General features: G+C 65.5%; 22 protein-coding genes. 18 read left to right on the plus strand and 4 right to left on the minus strand.

Annotation, left to right across the window (positions count from 1 at the left end; translation table 11 throughout):
- The first annotated feature begins 84 nt into the window (after positions 1-84).
- The gene (locus tag ASC89_RS10375) at positions 85-1,809 is read left to right on the plus strand and encodes an NAD+ synthase (protein ID WP_055997988.1); all 1,725 of its coding nucleotides are present in this window, start codon (positions 85-87) and stop codon (positions 1,807-1,809) included.
- A 157-nt stretch (positions 1,810-1,966) separates the two neighbouring features.
- Positions 1,967-3,292 carry a glutamate--tRNA ligase gene (gene gltX / locus ASC89_RS10380; protein ID WP_055997371.1) on the plus strand — a complete coding sequence of 442 codons (1,326 nt, stop codon included), beginning with the start codon at positions 1,967-1,969 and terminating at the stop codon, positions 3,290-3,292.
- Here gltX and ASC89_RS10385 read toward each other — a convergent pair.
- Positions 3,237-4,397 (minus strand): DUF2865 domain-containing protein, encoded by a 1,161-nt coding sequence (locus ASC89_RS10385; RefSeq protein WP_055997374.1) that lies wholly within the window; start codon positions 4,395-4,397, stop codon positions 3,237-3,239. The two genes, gltX and ASC89_RS10385, sit on opposite strands and share 56 nt — an antisense overlap.
- 407 nt (positions 4,398-4,804) lie before the next feature.
- Here ASC89_RS10385 and ASC89_RS10390 point away from each other — a divergent pair, with 407 nt between their 5' ends.
- From ASC89_RS10390 to ASC89_RS10465, 16 genes are all read left to right on the plus strand, one after another.
- Positions 4,805-5,278 (plus strand): cytochrome c, encoded by a 474-nt coding sequence (locus ASC89_RS10390; RefSeq protein ID WP_055997377.1) that lies wholly within the window; start codon positions 4,805-4,807, stop codon positions 5,276-5,278.
- 127 nt (positions 5,279-5,405) lie between these two features.
- Entirely contained in the window at positions 5,406-5,852 is a 447-nt protein-coding gene (locus tag ASC89_RS10395; protein ID WP_055879557.1) for a hypothetical protein, read from the plus strand.
- Positions 5,853-6,061: 209 nt separating this feature from the next.
- Complete coding sequence (cysS, locus tag ASC89_RS10400; protein ID WP_055997380.1) at positions 6,062-7,462, plus strand: cysteine--tRNA ligase; 1,401 nt, start codon at positions 6,062-6,064, stop codon at positions 7,460-7,462.
- A 5-nt stretch (positions 7,463-7,467) separates the two neighbouring features.
- On the plus strand, positions 7,468-7,857 hold the full coding sequence (locus ASC89_RS10405; protein ID WP_055997991.1) for a VOC family protein: 390 nt from the start codon (positions 7,468-7,470) through the stop codon (positions 7,855-7,857).
- On the plus strand, positions 7,854-8,237 hold the full coding sequence (locus ASC89_RS10410) for a VOC family protein (protein WP_055879552.1): 384 nt from the start codon (positions 7,854-7,856) through the stop codon (positions 8,235-8,237). The genes ASC89_RS10405 and ASC89_RS10410 overlap by 4 nt, the downstream gene beginning before the upstream one ends.
- Positions 8,224-8,733: a GFA family protein gene (locus tag ASC89_RS10415; RefSeq protein WP_055997383.1), complete on the plus strand. Its 510-nt coding sequence runs from the start codon at positions 8,224-8,226 to the stop codon at positions 8,731-8,733. The genes ASC89_RS10410 and ASC89_RS10415 overlap by 14 nt, the downstream gene beginning before the upstream one ends.
- Positions 8,703-9,686 carry a prolyl aminopeptidase gene (gene pip / locus ASC89_RS10420; RefSeq protein WP_082533285.1) on the plus strand — a complete coding sequence of 328 codons (984 nt, stop codon included), beginning with the start codon at positions 8,703-8,705 and terminating at the stop codon, positions 9,684-9,686. The genes ASC89_RS10415 and pip overlap by 31 nt, the downstream gene beginning before the upstream one ends.
- Positions 9,683-10,195 (plus strand): GFA family protein, encoded by a 513-nt coding sequence (locus ASC89_RS10425; protein WP_055879547.1) that lies wholly within the window; start codon positions 9,683-9,685, stop codon positions 10,193-10,195. The genes pip and ASC89_RS10425 overlap by 4 nt, the downstream gene beginning before the upstream one ends.
- Positions 10,188-10,676, plus strand: coding sequence for a GFA family protein (locus ASC89_RS10430; RefSeq protein WP_055997386.1), 489 nt, complete (start codon positions 10,188-10,190; stop codon positions 10,674-10,676). The genes ASC89_RS10425 and ASC89_RS10430 overlap by 8 nt, the downstream gene beginning before the upstream one ends.
- Positions 10,669-11,157, plus strand: a complete 489-nt coding sequence (locus ASC89_RS10435) for a GFA family protein (RefSeq protein WP_055997388.1) — start codon at positions 10,669-10,671, stop codon at positions 11,155-11,157. The genes ASC89_RS10430 and ASC89_RS10435 overlap by 8 nt, the downstream gene beginning before the upstream one ends.
- 10 nt (positions 11,158-11,167) lie before the next feature.
- Positions 11,168-12,775: a citramalate synthase gene (gene cimA, locus ASC89_RS10440; protein ID WP_055997391.1), complete on the plus strand. Its 1,608-nt coding sequence runs from the start codon at positions 11,168-11,170 to the stop codon at positions 12,773-12,775.
- A gap of 76 nt (positions 12,776-12,851) precedes the next feature.
- The gene (locus ASC89_RS10445) at positions 12,852-14,651 is read left to right on the plus strand and encodes a LysM peptidoglycan-binding domain-containing protein (RefSeq protein WP_055997394.1); all 1,800 of its coding nucleotides are present in this window, start codon (positions 12,852-12,854) and stop codon (positions 14,649-14,651) included.
- A 112-nt stretch (positions 14,652-14,763) separates the two neighbouring features.
- Entirely contained in the window at positions 14,764-15,075 is a 312-nt protein-coding gene (locus tag ASC89_RS10450) for a helix-turn-helix transcriptional regulator (RefSeq protein ID WP_244488434.1), read from the plus strand.
- A complete protein-coding gene (locus ASC89_RS10455; protein ID WP_055997397.1) occupies positions 15,075-16,973 on the plus strand; it encodes an ABC transporter ATP-binding protein/permease in 1,899 nt (632 codons plus the stop codon). Before ASC89_RS10450 ends, ASC89_RS10455 begins: the two co-directional genes overlap by 1 nt.
- A 4-nt stretch (positions 16,974-16,977) precedes the next feature.
- Positions 16,978-17,445, plus strand: a complete 468-nt coding sequence (locus ASC89_RS10460; protein WP_055997400.1) for a GNAT family N-acetyltransferase — start codon at positions 16,978-16,980, stop codon at positions 17,443-17,445.
- Positions 17,446-17,687: 242 nt separating this feature from the next.
- Positions 17,688-18,674, plus strand: a complete 987-nt coding sequence (locus tag ASC89_RS10465) for an acyltransferase (protein WP_055997403.1) — start codon at positions 17,688-17,690, stop codon at positions 18,672-18,674.
- A gap of 66 nt (positions 18,675-18,740) precedes the next feature.
- Here the strand turns inward: ASC89_RS10465 and ASC89_RS10470 are convergent, their stop codons facing one another.
- From ASC89_RS10470 to ASC89_RS10480, 3 genes are read right to left on the minus strand one after another with little or no spacing between them, the layout of a single operon-like run.
- Positions 18,741-22,094, minus strand: a complete 3,354-nt coding sequence (locus tag ASC89_RS10470; protein ID WP_082533286.1) for an efflux RND transporter permease subunit — start codon at positions 22,092-22,094, stop codon at positions 18,741-18,743.
- Positions 22,091-23,317 (minus strand): efflux RND transporter periplasmic adaptor subunit, encoded by a 1,227-nt coding sequence (locus ASC89_RS10475; protein WP_055879524.1) that lies wholly within the window; start codon positions 23,315-23,317, stop codon positions 22,091-22,093. The genes ASC89_RS10470 and ASC89_RS10475 overlap by 4 nt, the downstream gene beginning before the upstream one ends.
- Positions 23,318-23,328: 11 nt before the next feature.
- Positions 23,329-23,877: a PadR family transcriptional regulator gene (locus ASC89_RS10480; protein WP_055997409.1), complete on the minus strand. Its 549-nt coding sequence runs from the start codon at positions 23,875-23,877 to the stop codon at positions 23,329-23,331.
- Between the last annotated feature and the right edge of the window lie 75 nt (positions 23,878-23,952).

Raw genomic sequence — 23,952 nt, forward strand, 5'->3', positions numbered from 1 at the left:
CTGATCAGTTCCTGCATGACCGGCTGTCCGCTTGCCCCGACCGGGGTGAGCGGATAAGTCTTGCCGCGTTTTCAAACGGCTCGGATTTCTCACGTGACCGATCGTCTCCGCATCGCCCTCGCGCAGCTCAATCCGACCGTCGGCGCCATCGCGCAGAATCTGGCGCTGGCCAAAGAGGCGCTGGCTGATGCGGCCGGGCAGGGCGCCGACATCCTCTTGTTCTCCGAGCTGTTCCTCACTGGCTACTTCCCCGACGACCTGCTGTTCAAGCCGCGGTTCATTGCCGACGCAATGGCGGCCGCCGAGGATTTCGCCCGCGCCACCGCCGGCACCTCGGTCACCGCCATCATGCCGACCATCTGGCGCGAAGGCGGCAAGCTGTTCAACGCCGTGGTCGTCTGCGAAGCGGGCGCCATCACCGCCAGGCGCTACAAGCGTGAGCTGCCCAACGACGACATCTTCTACGAGAAGCGCTATTTCGAGCGCGCCGACCTGCAGGAACCGGTGACCATCAAGGGCGTCTCCATCGGTATCCCGATCTGCGAGGACATCTGGCACCCGGAAGTCTGCGCTCATCTCGTCGATCACGGCGCTCGCATTCTGCTCTGCCCCAACGGTTCGCCCTATTGGCGCAACAAGCAGGCCACCCGCTACAAGCTGGTCACCGATCGCGTCGCCGAAGACAATGTGCCGCTGCTCTATCTCAACCAGGTCGGTGGCCAGGATGAGCTGGTCTATGACGGCGCCAGCTTTGCCATCGAGCCCGGCGGCCGCCTGGTCGTGCAGGCCAAGAGCTTCGAGCCCGAAATCCTGATGTCGAACTGGGCCCGCACCGAGGATGGCTGGCGCTGCACTGACCCGCACGTCACCCCGCTCTCGAGCGTCGACGAAGCGCCGTGGCGCGCCTGCGTGCTCGGCCTGCGCGACTACGTCAAAAAGAACGGCTTCAAGTCCGTGCTGCTCGGTCTTTCGGGCGGCATCGACAGCGCCATAGTCGCCGCCATGGCGGTCGATGCCATCGGCGCCGAGAACGTCCACTGCCTGATGCTGCCCTATCGCTACACCTCGGAGGAGAGCCTCGCCGACGCACGCGACTGCGCCCAGCGCCTTGGCGTCCGCTACGATGTCGTGTCGATCGGCGATCCGGTCGAAGCCGCGCTCAACGAGCTGCAGCCGGTGTTCGGCAACCGCCCGCAGGACCTCACCGAGGAAAATATCCAGTCGCGCATGCGTGGCGTCTACCTGATGGCGGTCTCCAACAAGCTCGGCTCGCTCCTGCTCACCACTGGCAACAAGTCCGAGATGGCGGTCGGCTACGCCACCATCTATGGCGACATGAACGGTGGCTTCAATCCGATCAAGGACATGCTCAAGATGCGTGTCTACGAGCTGGCCGACTGGCGCAACAAGCACCGCCCGGCCGATTGCCTTGGCCCGTATGGGCTGGTGATCACCCAGAACATCATCGACAAGGCGCCCTCGGCGGAACTTCGTCCCAACCAGACTGACCAGGACTCGCTGCCGCCCTATCCGATCCTCGATGAGATCCTCGTCGGGCTGGTCGAGCTCGAGCTCAGCGTCGCCGAGGTCGTGCAGCGCGGCGAAGGCCGCTTCGACCGTGCGTTGGTCAAACGGATCGAAAAGCTGCTGAACATCGCCGAATACAAGCGCCGCCAGTCCGCTCCCGGCGTGAAGATCTCCCGCAAGGCCTTCGGGCTGGGGCGCCGCTACCCGATCACCAACGGCTATCGCGACGAGAACCTGATCGCCGAACCGATCGGTCGGCTGGATAGCAAGGGGCTGGAATGAGGGACGACTGCTTGCCGGACGGCCCCCTCCCATCCTCCCCCATGAAGGGGGAGGTGCCGCATCCAGTGTTTGGCGCGATCGAGCCCCAAACTCGACTCTTCACCTCCCCCCTTGTGGGGGAGGCCGGGAGGAGGCCGTCTGCCTCAGTCAGTACTCCATGACCACCGTCCGCTACGCGCCATCGCCGACTGGCCGGCTGCATCTCGGCAATGCCCGCCCGGCGCTGATGAACTGGCTGTTCGCCAAATCGACCGGCGGCCGCTACATCCTGCGTCTCGACGATACCGACGCCGCCCGCTCCACCGAGGCCTTCGCCGAGGGCATCCACACTGACCTGAGCTGGCTGGGTATCGCCCCTGACCTGAAGGTCCGCCAGTCCGATCGCGCCGCGCTCTATGACGCGGCGCGCGATCGGCTGATCGCCGCCGGCCGCCTCTACCCGGCCTACGAGACCGAGGAAGAGCTCGAAAGCAAGCGCGGCCGGGCCCGTCTGCTCGGCCGTCCGCCGATCTATGATCGCGCTGCGCTGCAGCTTACGCCGGAGCAGAAGGCGAAGTACGAGGCCGAGGGCAGAAAGCCCCACTGGCGCTTCAAACTCGATGGCCGTCCGGTCGCGTTCAATGACCTGATCAAGGGGCCGCAGACCGTCAATACGGCCTCGATGTCCGATCCGGTGCTGCTGCGCGCCGACGGCTCCTACCTCTACACGCTGCCCTCGGTGGTCGACGATATCGAGCTGGGCATCACCCATGTGATCCGCGGTGAGGACCATGTCAGCAATACCGGCACGCAGATCGAGATTTTCGAGGCCTTGGGCGGCAAGGTCCCGGCCTTCGCCCACCACAACCTCCTGACCGGCGCCGATGGTGAAGGCCTGTCCAAGCGCCTGGGATCCCTGTCGCTGGCGGAGCTGCGCGAGGTCGGTTACGAACCGATGGCTGTCGCCATGGCCGCAGTGCTCACCGGCACCAGCCTGCCGCTCGAGCCCTATGCGGATTTGTCGGCGCTCGGCCAGATCTTTACGCTCGAAGCCGTGTCGCACGGCTCCGCCCGCTTCGATCCGGCAGAACTCTCGAGCCTCAACGCCCGCATCCTGCACCAGATGCCCTATGAGACCGCCAAAGCGCGCCTCGAGCCGCTCGGCCTCGCGTCCGAGCCGCTTTGGCTGGCACTCCGCGGCAACCTCGCGGTGTTCGCCGATATCGCCGACCTCGCGACGCTCGTCTCCGGTCCGGTTACCCCGGTGGTGGCCGACGAGGATCGCGAGTTTCTGCGCGCGGCGCGTGAACTGCTGCCCGTCGAGCCTTGGGACGAAACCACCTGGTCGAAATGGACCGAGGCCCTGAAAGCCGCCACCGGCCGCAAAGGCAGGGCGCTGTTCCACCCGCTGCGCCTGGCCGTCACCGGCCGGGAGCAGGGGCCCGAACTCAAGTCCCTGCTGCCACTTGTGGGGCGTACGGCGTGTCTGGCCCGACTACCCTGACCCGCTTGTCGCCGAACTGAACGATCCGTCCGGGCTGATTGGCCGCCGCCGGTGCGACCACGGTGACCACTGGCTTCGGCGTCTCGCCGGGCGCCGCCGGACGCGGGCGCGGCAGCGGCACGTCGACGAACTGGGTCAACTCGGCAACCTGCGTCACGGTCGTGGCGACCGTCGGAGAGATCCGCCGCCCGTCCCGCAGCGGCAGCGGGAACGTCGCGCCGCGGAATGTCACCATGGCTCGCGTGCCGCCGGTCGATAGCTCGGCGAGGGTGATGGCGCCCTGGTCCTGCGTCGAGGTGCACTTGTTGGTGGTGTCGAACTCGGTGCGGAACTTGAAGGCGTTAGGGAGCGACGAATAGGGCTCGCCCCACTCGTTGATCATCTGTTCCGGTTCCTGCCCCGGGTTGTCGTAGTAGTAGAGATCGACATCCAGCCCCGGGCACATCGCCCGGCATTGCTGTGCATCGTTGGCGACATAATCCACCAGCGTCGAATAGCTGATCGGCCACCAGAAGCCGTCGGTCTTGCGCACGCACAGCGTCCGCACCGTGTGGTAATCGCCATACGGGTTGAACTCTTCGCCGCGGATGCCACCGGCGCCGTCATCGCCGTCGGTGAACACGCCGAACAGCCGCTCGAACAGGTTATCGCGATTGCCGCGTTCCAGGTTCACCCGCGAACGGCCGTCGCAATCGAAGCGCGCCATTTCCTGCAGGATCGCCTCGCGCTGCTGCGCCACCGCTTCGCCGGTGCTGACGCTCTGTGACAGCTGCTGCACTTCTTCCCGCCCGCGCAGCACCTCGCGCGCCAGAGCCCGGCATTCGGGGGTGAGCCGCCGGCCGGCCTTGGCGTCGTCGTTGCAGCCCTGGCGCACATAGGCGCTTTCAGAGCGCTGCACTTCGCGCTGCAGTCGCTTCAGCGCGCCGCCCTGCGAATTCTGGAAGTCGGAGTTCCGGTCGAGCGAGCGCAGCGTCGCCTGCAGGCGGGCGCAGCTGTCGGCCTGCGCATAGGCAGTCGACACATCGACCAACAGCCCAACCCACGCCACCAGGAAAAGCAGGGCGAAGCGCAGGAGGCCGGAAGCGCGTAGGTGGGCGCGGGTCATCAGTTCGAACCGGATCGTGTGGCCCTCCGCCAGAGCGCTTTCAGAAAGTTGCAGACTTTTCCCCCCTCGAAAGCGCGGAAAACCAAAACCTGGAGCATTTCGGCGCTTCATGGAAGCGATGAAATGCCTAGTCGGCCAATACGCCCAAAGCGAGACAGCGCCGTGAGATTCGTTTGAAGCAATAACACAGCATCGGCGCCGGTTAACGCCTCGTGATGGCCCACGCAACGTCGCACGGAGGTCGTCACGCAGCCGTGACCGCAGCCCCCGGGGTTTGTGAGGATCGGCCGGCTGCCAAACCGCGAAATTCACGGCTACGCTCCCTCGCAGATTCTGCCAAGCAGCCGTGCCTGCTTCAGAATTCAGCGTCACCAGGCCCGTTCCCAGGACCTCCAGGAGTTGCCGATATGCCGTCGAATAGGTTCACAGCGTTCGCGCTGACGATTGTCGTGGCTGCCGTCGCCACCCTCTCATTCGCCCAGGACATCACCATCACCGCTGATCCGGCGCTCGCCGCGCTCAGCGCCGAGGAAATGGTGGCCAAGCGCCAGGCCATCATGAAGGAGGACGGCGGGATCCTGAAGGGCGCCGATGCCCTGAGCGGAGCCGATGCCGTTTCCGCCGCCGGTCACCTGATCACCAACCTCTCCAATCTCACCGTGCTGTTTCCCGAGGGTTCGGCGGTTGGCGATACCGAAGCGCTGCCGGTCATCTGGGAGAAGAACGCCGAGTTCCAGGCGCTTCTCGCTGCCGCCGTTACGGCCGCCACCGCCATGAAGACGGCGGCCGAAGCGGGCGATGCCACCGCCTACGCTGCTGCGATCAAGGCAGTTGGGGCGACTTGCGGCCAGTGTCACGAGACCTTCCGGCTCAAGAGCTGAGACTCGGCGAATCGGGCGACAGAAGGGCGGTAAGCCGCCCTTCCGTTGCATTTCTATCGGTGGTCGGGACGGTCGTTCTGTGCTTAGGTATCTTCCAATCGTGCCTTGAGCCGTTGGAGTATCACCCTTGCAAGTTCGTATCGTCATCGCCGCCATCGCCGGCCTGCTTAGCTTTTCCGCCGGCCCTGCCGCGCTGGCTCAGACCCCGGCAGATTTCACCAAGTTCAACGAGACCTGCCTCGCCGCAGAGGCCTTCCTGCTCGGAGAGGTGCCCGCCGGTGTCGATTCATCGCTGATCCTCACGCCGCTGTGCGGCTGCCTGACCGGCGCCTTCAAGGACATGCCGCAAAAGGACGTCGACATCCTTGCTGCCGATCTGCGCGGCGAGGGTACCGATGAGGCGCATACCGCGCACGGCAGCTACGAACAGGTCACCAACCTCGCCCGCGAGGGCCTGACCACCTGCTTCGCCAGCCCCGAGGTCACCGCCGCCATGCAGGCCGTTACCCCGCCTGCCGCCGATCCGGCAGCGCCGGCGCCGGCCGATCCTGCGGCTCCGGCAACGCCGCAATAACCTATCGATGAGGGGGGCGCTTCGGCGCCCCTTGCTTTTTGCCGGCGCTGCAGTCAGATTGCGCGCCATGAAAACCGGCACCGCGACCTGCATTACCGGCTGCATTATTATCCGCTAAGCATTGCTGGCGGCGCGGTTTTCTTCATCCTCTGATCTCTAGTCCGAAGAACCTGTCCGCGAGCGTCTTATCGTGCGCGAGGAACTGTGACTTGGGCCAAACCACACTGAAGCTCCACAACACGCTGACCCGGGCGAAGGAGGACTTTGTCCCCATCGATCCCAACAACGTCCGCATGTATGTGTGCGGGCCGACGGTCTACGACTATGCCCATATCGGCAATGCCCGTCCGGTGATCGTCTTCGATCTGCTCTACCGGCTGCTGCGCCACGTCTATGGCGCCGCTCACGTCACCTATGTCCGGAACATCACCGACGTCGATGACAAGATCAACGCGCGCGCCGTGCGCGACTACCCGGGCCTGCCGCTCAACGAGGCGATCCGCAAGGTCACCGAGGAGACCGCCAACCAGTACTTCAAGGATGTCGCCGCCCTCGGCACGCTCGAGCCCGACCACCAGCCGCGCGCTACCGACCACATCCCCGGCATGCAGTCGCTGATCACCTCGCTGATCGGCAGCCGACACGCCTACGAGGCGGCCGGTGAGGTGCTGTTCGACGTCGGCTCCATGCCCGATTACGGCAGGCTCAGCGGCCGCAACCTCGACGACAACCTCGCCGGCGCCCGCATCGCCGTCGAAGCGCACAAGAAGAACCCGGCCGACTTCGTACTCTGGAAGCAGTCGAGCCCCGAGGAGCCCGGCTGGGAGAGCCCGTGGGGCAGGGGGCGTCCGGGTTGGCATATCGAGTGCTCGGCGATGAGCGAGCGCTACCTCGGCCAGCTCTTCGATATCCACGCCGGCGGCCTCGACCTGATCTTCCCGCACCACGAGAACGAGATCGCCCAGTCGCGCTGCGCCCATGGCACGCCCGCCATGGCCAACTACTGGTTGCACAACGGCTTCCTGCAGGTCGAAGGCCAGAAGATGTCGAAGAGCCTCGGCAACTTCATCACCATCTCCGAGCTGCTGGAGACCGAGAAGTTCGGCGGCCGCAAATGGCCGGGCGAAGTGCTGCGCCTCGCCATGCTGATGACCCACTACCGCGAGCCGATCGACTTCTCGGTGAAGCGGCTGGAGGAAGCCGAGCAGAAGCTCCGCGACTGGCAGCGCGCCGCGCAAGCCAGGCCCGGCACTCCGCCGGAGCCGTCAGTCATCGCCGAGCTCACCGACGACCTCAACTTCCACCGCGCTTCGGTGGCGCTGGATGCCATCGCCCGCAAGGCCAATCGCGGCACCGAAACCGCCGCCAACTGCCTCGCCGCCACGCTGGAGTTCCTCGGCTTCACCACCGACGGCCTGCTGACCGCCGCTGCCGCCGACGCGCCGGAAGGCGTCGCCGAAGCCGTCGCCGCTCGCCTTGCCGCCCTCAATGCCAAGGATTTCGCAAAGGCTGACACCATCCGTGCGCAATTGCTGACACAGGGTGTCCAACTGATGGACTACAAAGACGAAGCCGGCCAACGCCAGACCAAATGGGAGGTGGTGAGGTGAGTGCCATCATCGACCACGTCGGCCTCAAGGTCACCGACTTCGTCCTGTCGCGGGACTTTTACACTGCCGCGCTCGGCGCCCTCGGCATCAAGCTGCTCGCCGAGTTCGAGTATGAAGGCGTGAAGTCGGCCGGTTACGGCGTCGATCGTCCGACCTTCTGGCTCGGCACCGGCAAGACGCTGCGCGGGGGCGATACGCATGTTGCCTTCGTCGCCTCGAGCCGCCCTGCGGTCGAGGCTTTCTACACCGTGGCGCTTGCCGCGGGCGGCCGCGACAACGGTCCGCCCGGCCTTCGCCAGCACTACTCGCCTGACTACTACGCCGCCTTCGTATTCGACCCGGATGGAAACAACATCGAGGCCGTTTATGTCGGCCCGGAGGGAGGACGCCAATGAGCGCTTTGGATCACGTAGCCATTTCGACCGCCGATTATCCCACCTCGCTCGCCTTCTACGAGAAGGCGCTGGCCCCGCTCGGCATCAAGACGCACATGAAGTTCGAGGGCGAGGAAGGGAACGTCGCCGGTCTCGGCTCCGAGCAGCCGTTCCTGTGGATCGGCGACGGCGGCAGGCTCACCGGTGGCCGGGTGCATCTCGCCTTCAGCGCTCCCAATCGGGCCGCTGTCGATGCCTTCTACGCCGCCGCGATCGCTGCCGGCGGCAAGGACAATGGTCCGCCGGGTCTGCGCCCGCACTATCACGCCACCTACTACGCTGCCTTCGTCTACGATCCGGACGGGCACAATATCGAAGCGGTGTGTCATGCCCCGGAGTGAGGCGACCGGCGGTCTGCCGTTCACCGGCGGCTGCCAGTGCGGCGCGGTGCGCTTCGCCGTCGGCCGGCTCGGCCGCGGCTCGATCTGTCACTGCCGCATGTGCCAGAAGGCCTTCGGCGCCTTTTTCGGTCCGCTGGTCACCTCGTTCGAGGTGACCTGGACCCGCGGCGCGCCGAAATATTTCGAGAGCTCGGACAAGATCAAGCGTGGCTTCTGTGCCGACTGCGGCACGCCGCTGACCTATGAGGAGATTGGCCGTCCAGCCGATCAGCAGGTCGAGATCGCCATCGGCGCCTTCGATGATCCGACGGTCGCCGCGCCGGCGATCCAGGTCAATCTGGCCGACAAGCTGCCGTTCTTCGATGGCCTCGCCGCCCTGCCGGTGCGCACCGAATACGCGGCCGGGTGGCACGAATTCATGGCGAACCTCGTCAGCCACCAGCACCCCGACCACGACACGGCCGAATGGCCACCGAAACAAGGTTTCCCGGCGTGACTCTGCGCAGCTATTACCCCGAGATCGAGCCCTACGCCTTCGGCCATCTCGACGTCGGCAACGGCCACCAGGTCTACTGGGAGCGCATCGGCACGCCTGGCGCCAAGCCGGCGGTGTTTCTGCATGGCGGCCCCGGTGGCGGGTTGAGCGCTAACCAGCGTCGCGTCTTCGATCCGGCGCGCTACGATGTGCTGCTGTTCGATCAGCGCGGCTGCGGCAAATCGCGTCCCTTCGCCGAGCTCGAGCACAACACGACCTGGGATCTGGTCGCCGATATCGAGCGGCTTAGGCAGATGGTCGGCGTCGAGCAGTGGCTGGTGTTCGGCGGCTCCTGGGGCTCCTCGCTGGCGCTGGCCTATGCGCAGAAGCACCCCGAGCGCGTTACCGAGCTGGTGCTGCGCGGCATCTTCACGCTGCGCCGCTGGGAGCTGCTCTGGTACTACCAGCACGGCGCCTCGCTGCTCTTCCCCGACAAGTGGGAGCGCTTCATCGCCCCGATCCCGCCAGCCGAACGGGCCGATATGATCGCCGCCTACCGGCAGCGGCTGACCAGCCCGGATCGCGATGTCCGGCTTGGCGCGGCGCGGGAATGGGCGCGCTGGGAAGGCGAAACCATCACGCTGCTGCCCGACCGTGAGGTCAGCGACGCGTTCTACGGCGAGGAATATGCGCTGGCCTTCGCCCGCATCGAGAACCACTATTTCGTCCATGCCGGCTGGATGGACGAGGGCCAGCTGATCCGCGATGCCGAAAAGCTTCGCGACATCCCCGGGGTCATCGTCCAGGGCCGCTACGACATCGCCTGTCCGCCGCAGACCGCCTGGGACCTGCATCAGGCCTGGCCGGAAGCGGAGTTCATCATGGTCGAGGGGCAGGGGCATGCGCTGAGCCAGCCCGGCATTCTGCACCATCTGATCGAAACCACGGATCGCTTTGCGGGAGGCGGAATGTGACTGACGACAGCTATCGTTTTCGCGAGTATTCGGGCGGCTGCCAGTGCGGCGCGGTGCGCTGGCATGCCACCGAGCTCCGGGACAATCCCCATTTCTGCCACTGCCGCATGTGCCAGAAGGCCGCCGGCAACGTGTTCATCGATCTCGTCGGCATCCGCCACGAGCACCTGACCTGGACGCGCGGCAAGCCCAGCGAGTTCAATAGCTCTGATGTGGCGGCGCGCGGCTTCTGCAGCAATTGCGGCACGCCGCTCTACTATCGCTCGCTCGGCGGACCGCATGTCTCGATGACCATCGGCTCGTTCGACACCCCGCACCTGGTGCCCATTCTGTACGAGATGGGCCTCGAGGGCCGCCACCCGAACCTCCGACCCGTCCCCGGCGCCGAGCAGATCGGCACCACCGAGGAGGGGGACGGCGTCGAAGCCGTGGCCCGCGTCCGCGCCTCCAACCATCAGCACCCCGACCACGACACCGACAAGTGGGTCATGGGAGGTGCCGATGGCTGAAGCACTCGCCACCGGCGGCTGCCAGTGCGGCGCCATCCGCTATCGGTTCACGGCGCCGTTCGACGACGTGAGCCTTTGTCATTGCCGCATGTGCCAGAAGGCGACGGGCGGGCTGTTCGGCGCTTTCGCCGGCGCGCCGGCTGAAAGCTTCGAACTCACTCGGGGCAGTCTCGGGGTGTTCCGCTCGTCCGATACGGTCGAACGCGGCTTTTGCCCTGCCTGTGGTACGCCGCTGACGTTCCGCCGTCCCGGCGGCAGCTACGTCAGCGTCACCATCGGTTCGCTCGATCACCCTGAAGTCGTGTCACCGACCGAGCAGACCTGCACCAACAGTCGCCTCCACTATGTGGGGGCGCTGGCCGAGGTTCCCGACCTGCCACCGATCGAGGAAGTTGCCCCCGATCTCGCGCAACGCATTCGCGCGACCAATCACCAGCACCCCGACCATGACACCACCGACTGGGTCCCGCGCTATGTCTGAAGTCCATCTGTCCGGCGGCTGCCAGTGCGGCGCAGTCCGCTTTCGCGTCGACCAGCAGCCCGACAACGTCCATGTCTGCCACTGCCGTATGTGCCAGAAGGCGGTAGGCGGGCCGTTCGCCGTGATCTGCCCGGTCGACAAGGTGAACTTCCACGTCACCCGCGGCGAGATCAGCTGGTTCAAGAGCTCCGAGCTCGCCAATCGCGGTTTCTGTCGCGAGTGCGGCACGCCGCTGATTTTCGACTACCCCTGGGCCCCTGATATCGGCGTGCTCTCCGGCGCCTTCGACGAGCCTGACCGCGTGCCGCCGGTGATCCAGTACGGTAACGAAAGCCGCGTCGCCTGGTATGCCCATATCGGCGAGCTGCCGGGCAGCACGCCGACCTATTCCGTCGACCCCGAAGGCCGCCTCGCCCGAATTAGTAGCTCCAACCGGCAACACCCTGACCACGACACGGCCGAATGGCCGCCCCGTAACTGAGTACCCTGTGATGACTGCCCAAGCGCCTGCCAAGGAACGCCTCTACCTCTTCGACACCACGCTGCGTGACGGCGCGCAGACGGCTGGGATCGAGTTTTCGCTCGAGGACAAGATCTCGGTCACCGCGCTGCTCGAGCGCCTCGGCGTCGATTACATCGAGGGCGGCTATCCCGGCGCCAATGTCATCGACGACCAGTTCTTCACCGAGAGCCGCACCCGCGACGCCGTCTTCACCGCCTTCGGCATGACCAAGCGGGCAGGGCGCTCGGTCGGCAACGATCCCGGCGTGCAGGCAACGCTCAACGCCGTATCCGATGCTGCCTGCTTCGTCGGCAAGTCGTCGTCGCACCAGGTAAAGGTGGCGCTCGGCATCTCGCTCGAGGAGAATCTCGACAACCTGCGCGAAACCGTCGAGGCCACTGTCGCCGCCGGCAAGGAAGCGTTGGTCGATTGCGAGCACTTCTTCGATGGCTACAAGTCCGATCCCGACTACGCCCTCAGCTTTGTCCGCACCGCGCTCGAGGCTGGCGCCCGCTGGGTGGTGCTCTGCGACACCAATGGCGGCACCATGCCGTCCGAGGTAACGGCGATCGTCGGCGAGGTCAGCAAGGTCGTCCCCGGCGATCATCTCGGCATCCACGCGCATGACGATACCGGCCAGGCGGTCGCCAACACGCTCGCCGCCATCTCGGCCGGCGTCCGCCAGATCCAGGGCACGCTCAACGGTATCGGCGAGCGCTGCGGTAACGCCAACCTCGTCACTCTCATCCCCACCCTGGCGCTGAAGCCCGGCTTCGCCGACCGCTTCGAGATCGGCGTTACCAGCGAGCAACTGGCCGATCTCACCTCGATCTCGCGCGCCTTCGACGACCTGCTGAACCGCGCCCCGGCCCGGCAGTCGCCCTATGTCGGCACCTCGGCCTTCGCCACCAAGGCCGGCATCCACGCCTCGGCGCTGGCCAAGGATTTTTCCACCTACGAGCACGTGCCGCCTGAAACTGTCGGCAACGAACGCAACATCATGGTCAGCCAGCAGGCCGGTAAGTCCAACCTGCTTGCTGCCCTGAAGCGCCATGGCATCGAGCTCGGCAAGGACGATCCGCGCCTAGAGCGGCTGCTGCGCACCGTCAAGGAGCGCGAAGCCCGCGGCTACTCCTATGACGGCGCCGACGCCTCGTTCTTCATTCTGGCCCACGGCGTGCTCGGCACCTTGCCCGAGTTCTTCGACGTCGAGAGCTACCGGACCAGCGTCGAGCGCCGCCACAACGCGCGGGGCGAACAGGTCGTCGTCACCGAGGCGGTGGTGAAAATCCGCATCGGCGACGAGCTGCTGATGTCGGTGGCCGAGGGCAACGGCCCGGTCAACGCCCTCGACCTTGCCATGCGCAAGGATCTCGGCGTGTTCTCGACCCGCATCGCCGACCTCGAGCTGGTCGACTTCAAGGTGCGTATCCTCGACGGCGGCACGGGCGCGGTCACCCGTGTGCTGGTCGAGAGCCGCGATGGCACCGGCGAGCGCTGGTACACCATCGGGGTCAACACCAACATCATCGACGCCTCATTTGAGGCGCTTTACGAGTCGATTACCTATAAGTTGATGAAATCAGAGGCAGCCTGAGACGCCGGAACGGTAGGGGCAGGTTGCCCCATGCTCCCCGGAGGCCCTGCTGAGCCGGACCGACGACCGCCGTACTTTGCTGCTCGCCCTCGGCGCCGCCGGGGTGACGCTGGCTGTTGTCCTCGGCGTCATCGGCCTCCCCGTGGTCAACGCCTGCTCGGCCGATCCGCGCGGCGTCGTCACCTGCCTCCGCGACATGGCCGACCGCAAGTTCGACCTCCCCGGCACCATTCCGGGGCAGGTCGCAGAGACGGCGCCCGGCGAGGCCCCGGCTCCACCGGCAACCGTGGTGGCCGAGACCGAAGCTCCGGCCGCAGCGGGAGGGCCGCTTGAAGCGCCGACGGTCGAGCCTGCGGTCGTCCCGCCCCAACCCATCGAGGCTCCGGCTCCGACCGCCAAACCTGTGCAGCCTGTCGCGGCGGCCCCCGCCGAACCTGCTCCGACGGCAACGCAGCCCGCAGCCGCTGCCCCCGCGCCTCTCGAAATGGCAGCCGCCGAACCGGAGCCTGATGTACCCACGCCGTTCAAGCCGAAAGTCCCCGCCACCGAGCCTGTGCCATTGAGGCCCGACGACACCGCCCTGAACTGGAGCGTCCCGTCCGAGCCGCAGGACACTGAGGCGCTTCCGCTCGAGGCGGAAGCGTCGGCGACACAGGTCGAAACGCCGGACCAGATCGAGGAGCCCGCAACCGGCGCCGCTGAGCTCGCGGCTAAGCCGGAGCCAGCCGCACCGGCAGCCACGCCGTCCGAGCCTGCCACGCCGCCAGTTGCGGCTTCACAGCCTGAGCCGGCCGTGCCTGCCGCTACCTCCCCGCCCGAGGCGCCCCTTGTGGTCGCCAACGCCGAGCCGGCCGGCTCGCGACCTCCCGCGCCGACCATCGCTGCTCCGGTCGTCCTTGCTCCCACCATCGACGCCATTGAGCTCGATGGCATCAGGAGCTTCGTTTCCGGCTCCGGCCCGGCCGGCGCGCTGATGCGCCTCTATGCCGATGGCGAGCTGATCGGTGAGAGCCCGGTCGAAGCCGGCAGGTGGCTGGTCGAAGGCAGCAACCTGCTCGACAGCCCCCGCCGCGAGCTGCGCGTCGAAGCCATCGAACCTGACACCGGCAAGCTGCTGGGCGTCGCCGCCATCACCGTCGAGATCGAGCTGCCCGATGGCGGCGCCCCGCCCGACGAGCGCCCTGAGGAAACCCCGGACCTCGGTAGCGGCGTCGCCCCGGCGCCACAACCCAAACCAGCCCCTGCCACCCTGGCCGCCGCGCCGCCCGGTAGCTCCGCACCTGCGGAATTCGCCGACAACAAGCCATCGGTCACCGCTGCTGTTCCGGCGAGCGAGCCCGTCGCCGAGCCGGCGCTGGTGATCGATCCGGCGCCCACAGCAGCGGTTGCGCCGGAGCCCGACATTGCGGCCATCGAGCCCCAGGCCGAACCCGAGCCGCTGCCGCCCCTGGCGACCGTGGTTCCCCGGGAAGAGTCCGCCTCAGTCGAAATTCTGGCCCCATCCGCCCTGCAGCCGACCACTCTGCCACCAGCCGAGGCAGGCGCCGATGAGCCGTCGACGATCACCCTCCCGACGCCCGATGCGCCCGCGTTGCTTGCCCAGTTCGACGTTCGCGCGTCGGAACCGGCTCAATCTCCGGGTCAGCCCGTCACCATCCTCCGCCTGCTGCCTTTCGGCGATCCGGATGAGGGTCGCTACAACGTTGGCAAGGCCATCATCCGCCATGGCGATTCGCTCTGGAGCATCGCCCGCCGCTACTACGGCCACGGCATCCACTACCGCACCATCTTTCACGCCAATCGCGAGCTGATCCGCCGCCCCTCGCGGATCTTCCCCGGCCAGATCTTCGATCTGCCACTGGTCACCGACGACTGACCATTCCCTGACAGGGTACTGCCGCAAATCCCGTTCAACTGCCCAGTCAGGCAGGTGGTTTCGCCTTGCCTTGGCGAGGCCGATCTTTTATCGCTGAATAACGATGAACCCGATGCATGACGACGACATCGCCAATGTGATGCGGGCCCTCGGACACCCCGTCCGGCTCAACATCCTGCGCATCCTCGCCGCCCAGCGTGCGGGCGATTGCTGCTGCACCGATGTCACGCAGAACCTGTCGCTGGCCCAATCCACCGTCAGCCAGCACATCAAGGTGCTGCTCGACGCCGGTCTGGTCGAGCGCCACCCCAAGGGCACGCGCAACTGCTACTCGCTGCGCGCCGATCGCCTCGCCGATTTCGGCATCGCCTGCACCGGCTTGTTCACCGGCCTAACCGATCACCCGGTCAAAGAGCTCGCCTGATGTCATCCGCCGATGAGGCAACCAAGCGCCCCACCGTTAGCGCGGAGGAGGGTGGCCTGCTTGCCACTGTACGAAACCTCTGGGGCTACATGTGGCCCGAGGGCCGTCCCGACCTGAAGTGGCGCGTCATTCTTGCCATCGGCGCCCTGCTGGTGTCGAAGGTCGCGACCACGCTGATCCCCTTCGTTTACAAGTGGATCATCGACAGTCTCGATGGCACCACACCCGACACGGCGCTGGTCATGGGCGTCGCCATCCCGATCGTGCTGGTCGTCGCCTTCGGCGTCGGCAACATCATCGATGCCGGCTTCCAGCAGCTGCGCGACGTGCTGTTCGCTTCGGTCGGCCAGCACGCCGTGCGCAAGCTGGCGCTCCAGACTTTCGAGCACCTGCACAGATTGTCGCTGCGCTTCCATCTCGCCCGCCGCACCGGCGGCTTGAGCCGGGTCATCGAGCGCGGCACCAAGGGCATCGAGACCATCGTGCGCTTCACGATGCTCAACACCGCCCCGACGCTGGTCGAGTTCGTCATCACCGGCGTCATCTTCATCGTCATGTTCGGCGTCAGCTATCTGAGCGTGCTGGTCGTCACCGTCTGGCTCTACCTGTGGTTCACCATCAAGGCCTCGAACTGGCGCATCGCCATTCGCCGCGACATGAACGACAGCGACACCGACGCCAACGGCAAGGCCATCGACAGCCTGCTCAACTTCGAGACGGTGAAGTACTTCGCCAACGAGAAGATGGAGGCCCAGCGCTTCGATGCCTCGATGGAAAAGTACGAGCGCTCCGCGGTCCGCATCTGGACCTCGCTCGGCTTCCTCAATTTCGGCCAGGCGCTGATCTTTTATGCCGGCACGGTGATCATCCTGATCATGGCGGTGCTCGGGGTGATGAACCGCACGCTGACGCTGGGCGATTTCGTGCTGCTCAACACCTTCCTGATGCAGATCTACCGGCCGCTCAACTTCATCGGCTTCGTCTATCGCGAAATCCGCCAGGGCCTCACCGACATCGAAGAGATGTTCAAGCTGCTCGATCGCGCGCCCGAGATTCAGGACAAGCCGGACGCCAAGCCGCTCAATGTCACCGGTCCGGTGGTGAAGTTCGACGACGTAAAATTCCACTACGACGCCGATCGCCCGATCCTGAAGGGCATCAGCTTCGAAGTGCCCGCCGGCAAGACCATCGCGGTGGTCGGGCCATCGGGCGCCGGCAAATCCACCATCTCGCGGCTGCTTTATCGCTTCTACGATGTCATCGAGGGCAAGATCACCATCGATGGTCAGGACCTGCGCGACGTCACGCAGGAGAGTCTGCGCGCCGCCATCGGCATGGTCCCGCAGGATACCGTGCTGTTCAACGACACCATCGCCTACAACATCTGCTACGGCCGTCCCGACGCGACCGAAGCCGAGGTGCGAAAGGCGGCGGAGCTGGCGCAGATCGGCCATTTCATCGAGAGCCTGCCCAAGGGCTATGACACCCCCGTCGGCGAACGCGGCCTGAAGCTTTCGGGTGGCGAAAAGCAGCGCGTCGCCATCGCCCGTACCATTCTGAAGGGCCCGCCGATCCTCATCCTCGACGAGGCCACCTCGGCGCTGGACAGCAAGACCGAGGAAGACATCAAATCCGCCCTCGACGTGGTCTCGGCCAACCGCACCACGCTGGTCATCGCCCACCGGCTCTCGACCGTCGTCAATGCCGACGAGATCATCGTGCTGCGCGACGGCCAGATCGCCGAGCGCGGCACCCATCATCGCCTGCTGGTCAAGCAGGGGCTCTACGCCCAGATGTGGAACCGCCAGCGCGAAGCCAGCGAGGCCGAAGAACGCATGCAGCGCGTCGCCAACGACCCGGAAGGCTTCGTCAAGCGCGGCCTGCCTGCGGCGGAGTAGGAGAGTGGCGCTAGAGGTTCGCAAGGCAGCCGATAGCGAGCGCCCCATCATCGAGCGGCTAATGCAGCTTTATCTCTACGATATGGCGTCGGAGCATCCCTGGCCGCTCGAGCCCGATGGCCGCTACACCTACGATTTCCTAGATCGCTTCTGGCAGCATCCGTATTTGCTCTACGCGAACGGAGAGCTTGCCGGCTTTGTTCTCGTCATCCGGGGTTGCCCGATCACCGGACGCGCCGATTGCTGGTTCATGGCCGAGTTCTTCGTGCTCCGCCCCTATCGTCGACAAGGCCTCGGCGCTGAGGCTACCAGGCAGTTGTTCGTCCGGCATTCCGGCCCGTGGCACGTGGCGGTTCTGCAGTCGAACTGGACGGCGCTGGCGTTCTGGGGCAGGGCGCTGTCCGCCTACGAGCCTGCCGTCGCGCCGACGGCGTTCGACGGCGACAATTGGCTGGTGCACGCGTTCCGGTAGCGCCCGATCCATCGAGGCTGCGGCCACCCCCACCCTTGATCCTCCCCACAAGGGGGAAGGAGACGACAACCTCCACATCGCGGCACCGGCATTCTCCCTCCCCCTTGTGGGGAGGGTAGCGAAGCAGGTTCGGGCGAAGCCGGCACCGTCGCGTACCTGGGTGGGGTAGGCCCTACGCTCCGGCGCAAATGCAACCCGCCCCTTGACCAATTCGTTGCGTCCCACCATCACAGCGTCGGCCAATGACCTCAGCATCCTCCCGCAACGCCTCGCTCGACGCCCTGCGCGTCCTCAGCCTGTTCGGCATCGTGACATTGCATGTCGCCGGTGGCGGCTTTGCCGACAACAAGCCCTTCGGCTTCGTGGTCGACGAACTGAGCCGCTTCGCCGTGCCGGTGTTTTTCCTGATGTCGGCCTACTTCTGGAAGGATGCCGACCTTGCCGCCCCGCTGCGGCTGGCCGGCAAGGTGGCGCGTCGGGTGATGCCGGCCTTCGCCATCATCCTCGCCCTCACCATCGCGCTGCGCCTGCTCGAGGGGGGCCGCCTTGGCTTCGAGCCAACGCCCGCTGGTCTGCTTCTGCTGTTGTGGTCCGGCGGGCCGGCTTTCCACCTGTGGTTCCTGCCTGCCCTGGTGCTCGGCAGCGCCGTCGTCGCGACGCTGATGAAGTTCACCGGCCTGCGCTGGACCCTGGCCATTGCGCTCGGGCTCTACCTTATCGGCACCATCATCGGCGCTTACTCACGACCGTTGTTCGGTCACGGCTTCCCATTCTGGATGGATCGCAACGGGCTGTTCTTCGCCCCGGTCTTCCTCGTCGCCGGCATCTTGCTGCGCCGCCACCGCGCCGCGCTCGTCGGCTGGCCGATCCCGGCCATCATCGCAGCTTTGGTCGCCTTCGCAGTCCTCCATCTCGCCGAAGGCTATTTCGTCGTCGGCCGCTACGCCCTCGGCCACGACTACTCGCTCGCGACCCTCGGTTACGCCCTCTCGGTCGCCGGCCTGTTCATGCGCATCGAGCTGACGAACCCCCTCTGGTCGACCCTTGGCCAGGCCACCTTCGGCGCCTACCTGATCCACCTGCTGGTCCTAAAGGTCCTCGCTGGCAATCTCGGCTTCGGCCGCCACTCCCTGCTGATGATCGCCCTCGGCTTCAGCGTCAGCCTCGGTCTGGCCGTTGCCTGGAGGGCAGGGCGGGCGGCGCTCGCTCGGTACCGCGCTACCGCTTAGCCTACAGCCCAAACGAAAAGGCCCGGATCGCTCCGGGCCTTCTCAATTCTTGTCGTGTTGTTCGGCTTATTCGGCAGCCTGGCGGCTGACCACCGTGACGCCGTCCTGCTCGGTTTCGACGAGGCCCGAACCTTCGGTCTTGATGAACCGCTTCGAGCTGTCGATGTCGGCCGGGATCTCGACCGTCTCGCCTTCCGGCGTGACGGCGGTGTGCTTGCGCCCACCGAAGATCGCCCGGAACGGCCAGGCGATGGCGTTGCCGATCGCTCCGAACACCGCACCGAATAGCCGGCCGATCCAGCCCTGGCGGATGACGCTCGGCGCGGTGATCATCACCGGCACCATCACCAGGGTGAGGGCGGTCGAGACGAACAGGCCCGAAACCAGGGCTGCCGACAGGTGGGTGAACCACGAACCGGCAAGGCCGCCCCAGACGATCTCGCGCCGGATGAAGTCGAACTCGACGTTCACCGCCATCGGGATCACGCCAAGCGCCGTCACCGTAGCGGTGAGCAGCACCGGCCGCACGCGCTGGGCAGCAGTGATCAGCATCGCCTTGGTCGGCTCCACTCCATCACCACGGTTGTAGTGGTTGTAGGTGTCGATCAGCACGATACCGTTCTTCACCACGATGCCTGCCAACGCCACGATGCCGAGGCCGGTCATGATCGCCGAGAAGCTCATCCCGGTGATGGTCATGCCCAGCATCACGCCGGCGAGCGACATGACCACGGTCGAGAGCGTCACCAGCACCTGGTAGAAGCTGTTGTACTCGAGCAGCAGCACCAGGAAGATGATGAACAGCGCGGCTGCCAGTGCCTGCATGATGAAGGCATTGGTATCGCCGATCTGCTCGTCGGCACCGCCGAAGGCGATCTTGGTCGTCGCCGGGATGTCCTGCGTCGCCACCCATTCCTTGAGCTGGGCGATTTTGGCATCTGCCGCCACGCCCGGTGCAAGGTTCGCCGCCACGCCCATGACGTAGACGCCGTTCTTGCGGCTGATATTGGCGACCTTCGGCACAGCTTCGCGCTTGATGAAGTTCGACACCGGCACCAGACCCTGGGCCGTGACGATCCGCAGCGAGTCGAGGCTGTCGAAGCTGCGCTCATCGAGCGGCAGGCGGACGCGGATATCCAGTTCGTCATCGGCGTCATCCGGCCGGTACGAGCCGAGCTTCACACCCGAGGTGACTAGCTGCACATAGGGCGAAAGTTCACGCACGCCGATGCCGTACTTGGCCGCGGCCACGCGGTCGATCGTCACTTCCCAGTCGATGCCGGGCGAGGGACGGCCGTCTTCCACGTCGATGGTGTCGCCGAGCTGGTTCTCCACATAGTTGCGCAGCTTGGTGACCACCGGCGTCAAGTCGGAGTAAACCGTGCTTTCGACCGTCAGGTTGATCGCCTTGCCGGCCGGCGGGCCGTTTTCCTGCGCCGCGATCTGCACTTCGAGGCCCGAGATATCCTTCACCCGGTCACGGATGTTCTGGAAGATCTCGGTGGCTTTGACGCGCTCGTTCCACGGCTGCAGCTGCAGGTTGAACTGCCCGATGGTGTCCGGCGGACCGCCGCTCGAGAAGCCGTCGCCACCACCACCCGAGAAGGTCATGATCGAGTCCTGCACGCCCTGCACCTGCAGGATCTGCGTCTCCACCTCGGCCAGCATGTCGCGGATCTCGACCGGCGAATAGTTGCCGCGGGCGATCACATTGACCGTGCCGAACTCGGCCTCGGAAGCGGGGAAAGCTTCCATGCCGGTCGGGTTGGCGATGTAGGCGTAGAACATGAAGCCGACGACGGTGAAGCCCGCCAGCAGCGACAGGATCGGATGCCGGATCAGGTGCTGCAGCGTGCGCACATAGACGCCCGTCGGCCCCTTCACCTTCTTCACGTCGAACTTGTCCGGGTACATGACGACATCAGCGGCTTCCTTGGCCTTGGGGTCGACATGGCTCGAGGCGATGATCGCGCCGATCACCGGCATGAACACCAGCGCCGAGAGCAGCGAGGCGCACATCACCACGATCACGATGATCGGCAGGTAGCTCATGAACTTGCCGATGATGCCCGGCCAGAACAGCAGCGGCACGAACGCGCCCAGCGTCGTGAAAGTGGCCGAAACCACCGGCACGAACATCTTGCGCGCCGCGAGGATGAATGCCTCCTTCTTTGAGACACCCTCCTGCAGCTTTCGTTCGGCGTACTCCACCACTACGATTGGATCGTCGACGAGCACGCCCACCGCCAGCACCAGGCCGAACATGATCATCATGTTGATGGTCATGCCGAGCATCTGCACGATGAGGAACGCGATCATGAACGAGATCGGGATCGACGTACCGATCATCAGGGCAGGGCGGACACCCAGCGTCGCGACGCAGGTGACCATCACCAGCGCCACAGCAGTCAGCACCGCGGCTTCGAGCGAACGGAACAGGTTCTTGGTGGTGTCGGCCTGATCGATCAGGAAGCTATGCTGGATACCGGCCGGCCAGTCCTTGACGAACTCGGTGGTAACGGCGCGCACCTGATCGGAAACATCGATGACGTTGGTCCCGAGCTCCTTGATCACCCCCAGGGTGATCGCCGGCTGTCCGTTGACGTGGGCGTACTGGGTGGCGTCCTGGAATGTGCGGGTGATCGTCGCCACGTCGCCGAAGGTGACGACATTGTCGCCATCGGCCTTGATCGGCAGCGAGTAGACATCCTGCGCATTGGTGATGAGGCCGGGCACTTCGACGTTGAACGAACCGCGGCCGGTGTCGAGCGTACCGCCGGGCACCACCATGTTATTCTTGGCCAGTGCATCCAGCAGTTCGCCGGCCGTGAGGTTATAGGCCTCGAGGCGGCTCATATCGATGGTCACCGCCAGCATCTCGTCGCGCGACCCGGAAATGGTCACGCTCTGCACGGTCGGGATTTCTTCGAGCCGGTCCTGCAGATCCTTGGCGCTCTGCACCAGGGCCCGCTCCGGCACGTTGCCGTAGAGCGCCACCGAGATCGAAGGCTGGTTGGTGAACGAGATCTCCGTCACCGACGGCTCCGTCGCGTCCTCGGGAAGTTCCGAGGCGACGCCGTCGAGCTTGGCGCGGATGTCCGCCAGCGCCTTGTCGCTATTGGCGTTCACGTCGAACTCGAGGAACACCGAGGCATGACCGGTCGTTGCGGTCGAGGTGTAATTCTTGAGTCCGTCGATGTCCTTGACGCGATCCTCGATCGGCTTGGCCAGCAGCCGCTCCGCGTCACGCGGAGAGACGCCGGTCTGACTGGTCGAGACGTAGAAATACGGGATGTCGATGGCCGGGAAGCTCTCCTTGGGCAACGACATGTACGCGCTGAAACCGGCGAACAGCAGCAAAGCCATCACCGTCAACACGACCCGCGGCATGCGCAGGACGCGTTCGAGGAAATTCATCATGAGTGCACCCCTTCAGCGGCGGTCTCGGCCTCAACCGATTCCGGCTTGCCCGTAACGTTGGTCGCGTTGACCTTCTGACCCGGCACGACATACTCCTGACCCATCGTGATCACATCGACCGTCGGGGGCAGGCCCGTGACCCAGACGCCCTCGCGGGAGTCCGAGATGATCGTCACGGGGTAGAACTCAACGACGCCGTCCTTGACCGAGCGGATACCGAGCGTGCCCTCGTCATTCAGCGTCAGCACCGACTGCGGCAGCAGGTGCGCCGGCACCGTGCCCATGGTGACCGTGGCCGTCGCCGTCACGCCCGACAGCACCTTGCCGTCGGCGTTCGGGATCTCGATCTCGACCGGGAACGACCGCGTGGCTTCGTCGGCGAGCGAGGCGATGTAGCTCACCTTGCCCTCGACCTTCTGGCCAGTCACCGTCTCGACGCTTGCCGCCAGCCCCAGCTCGGCACGCGCGATGCGGGCCTCCGGCACATTGGCGACGAACAGCATCGGGTCGAGTTCGACCACCGTGGCGCACGGCTGGCCGGGGCTCAGCACGCTGCCCACCGTCGCCACCGGATCCTGCACGATACCGGCGACCTTGGTGGTCACCTTTGCGCGGTCGAATTCCTGCTTGGCCTGATCGAACGCCGTCTGTGCCTGCCGCAGGGCGGCCTCCGCGACGATGCCCGTATTGTTGGCGGCGAGACCCTTGTCGCGCAGCGCCTTGTTGGAGTCGTAGGCATTCTGCGCCTGCGCCAGCGCGGCCTCTGCCTGCGCCACCGCGGCTGCCCGCGTACCCTCTTCAAGCGTGCAGATAATGTCGCCGGCCTTCACCGCCTGGCCCTTGGTGACGTTCACCGCTGTCACCACGCCCGAAGTCTCGGGGGTGATGCTGGTCACGGTCTTGGCCTTGGTGCGGCCGCGCAGCGGCACTTCCACCGGCATGGCCTGCATCGCGTAGGTTTCGGTACGCACCGACTGGGCCGGCGCCGAAGCGCCGCTGCTCTCGGCGACGCGCTCGGCAATCGTCAGCGCCGGATCGACCGCCCCCTCGGCGACGTGATGCGTCGTCTCGGCGCCCTCGGCGTCCTTGCTGAAGAACGAGACAATCGGCTTTTCGCCGTTACCGGGGCCATTGCCGCCGGCCACGAAAACGCCGCTGCCGAGCCACAAGGCCCCGGCAATGACAATGGCGCCGGCAACGCCGTAAGAAACGATCGCACGCATTCTGATACCCTCTATTCCGCAGCTGCAGCGTCGTCCCTATCGGGACGGGCCAGCGCTATCAGTTCATCCCCGTGCGCCTCGATGTAGTCACGAGCCGCTTGCATACAAGTCCGCCCGTAATCGATGACCCAGGCGTCTCCGGGGTGGTTGTGTTGTTGTTTGAGCCGGTCGAAGTCGGCGAGCGTCGCGTCGATCTCGACGATTCGTTCGTTCAGCCGCTGCTCGACCAGCGATTGCGGGAGTTCCGAGGCGAAGCGCAGGAACAGCAGAAACTCGCTGCGGAACTCGTCTTCGCCAAGCTTCTCGAACATCGACTGAATGAACGCAGCGCGGCCGGCCGGTGTGATCGAATAGATCTTCTTGGCGGGCTTGCCGTCCTGCTGTTCAACGCGCGCCGTGACCAGCTTTTCCTGTTCGAGGCGCGCAAGCGACGGATAGATCGCCCCATAGCTGGCGTCGATGAAATACGAATACTCCCCTTCAACGGAGAGCTTTCGGATCTCATATCCAGTCGCGTCGCCATCATAGAGGATGGCAAGGCAGATGGTTCTGACGTTCATTGGCTTCCTATCCGGCTGGTATATAACGGACCAGCATATGCCGGGCCTATATATGGAGCCGGAAAAAAGCGCAAC

Origin of the sequence: Devosia sp. Root413D1 (genome assembly GCF_001425235.1) — a bacterium.
Taxonomy (GTDB): domain Bacteria; phylum Pseudomonadota; class Alphaproteobacteria; order Rhizobiales; family Devosiaceae; genus Devosia_A.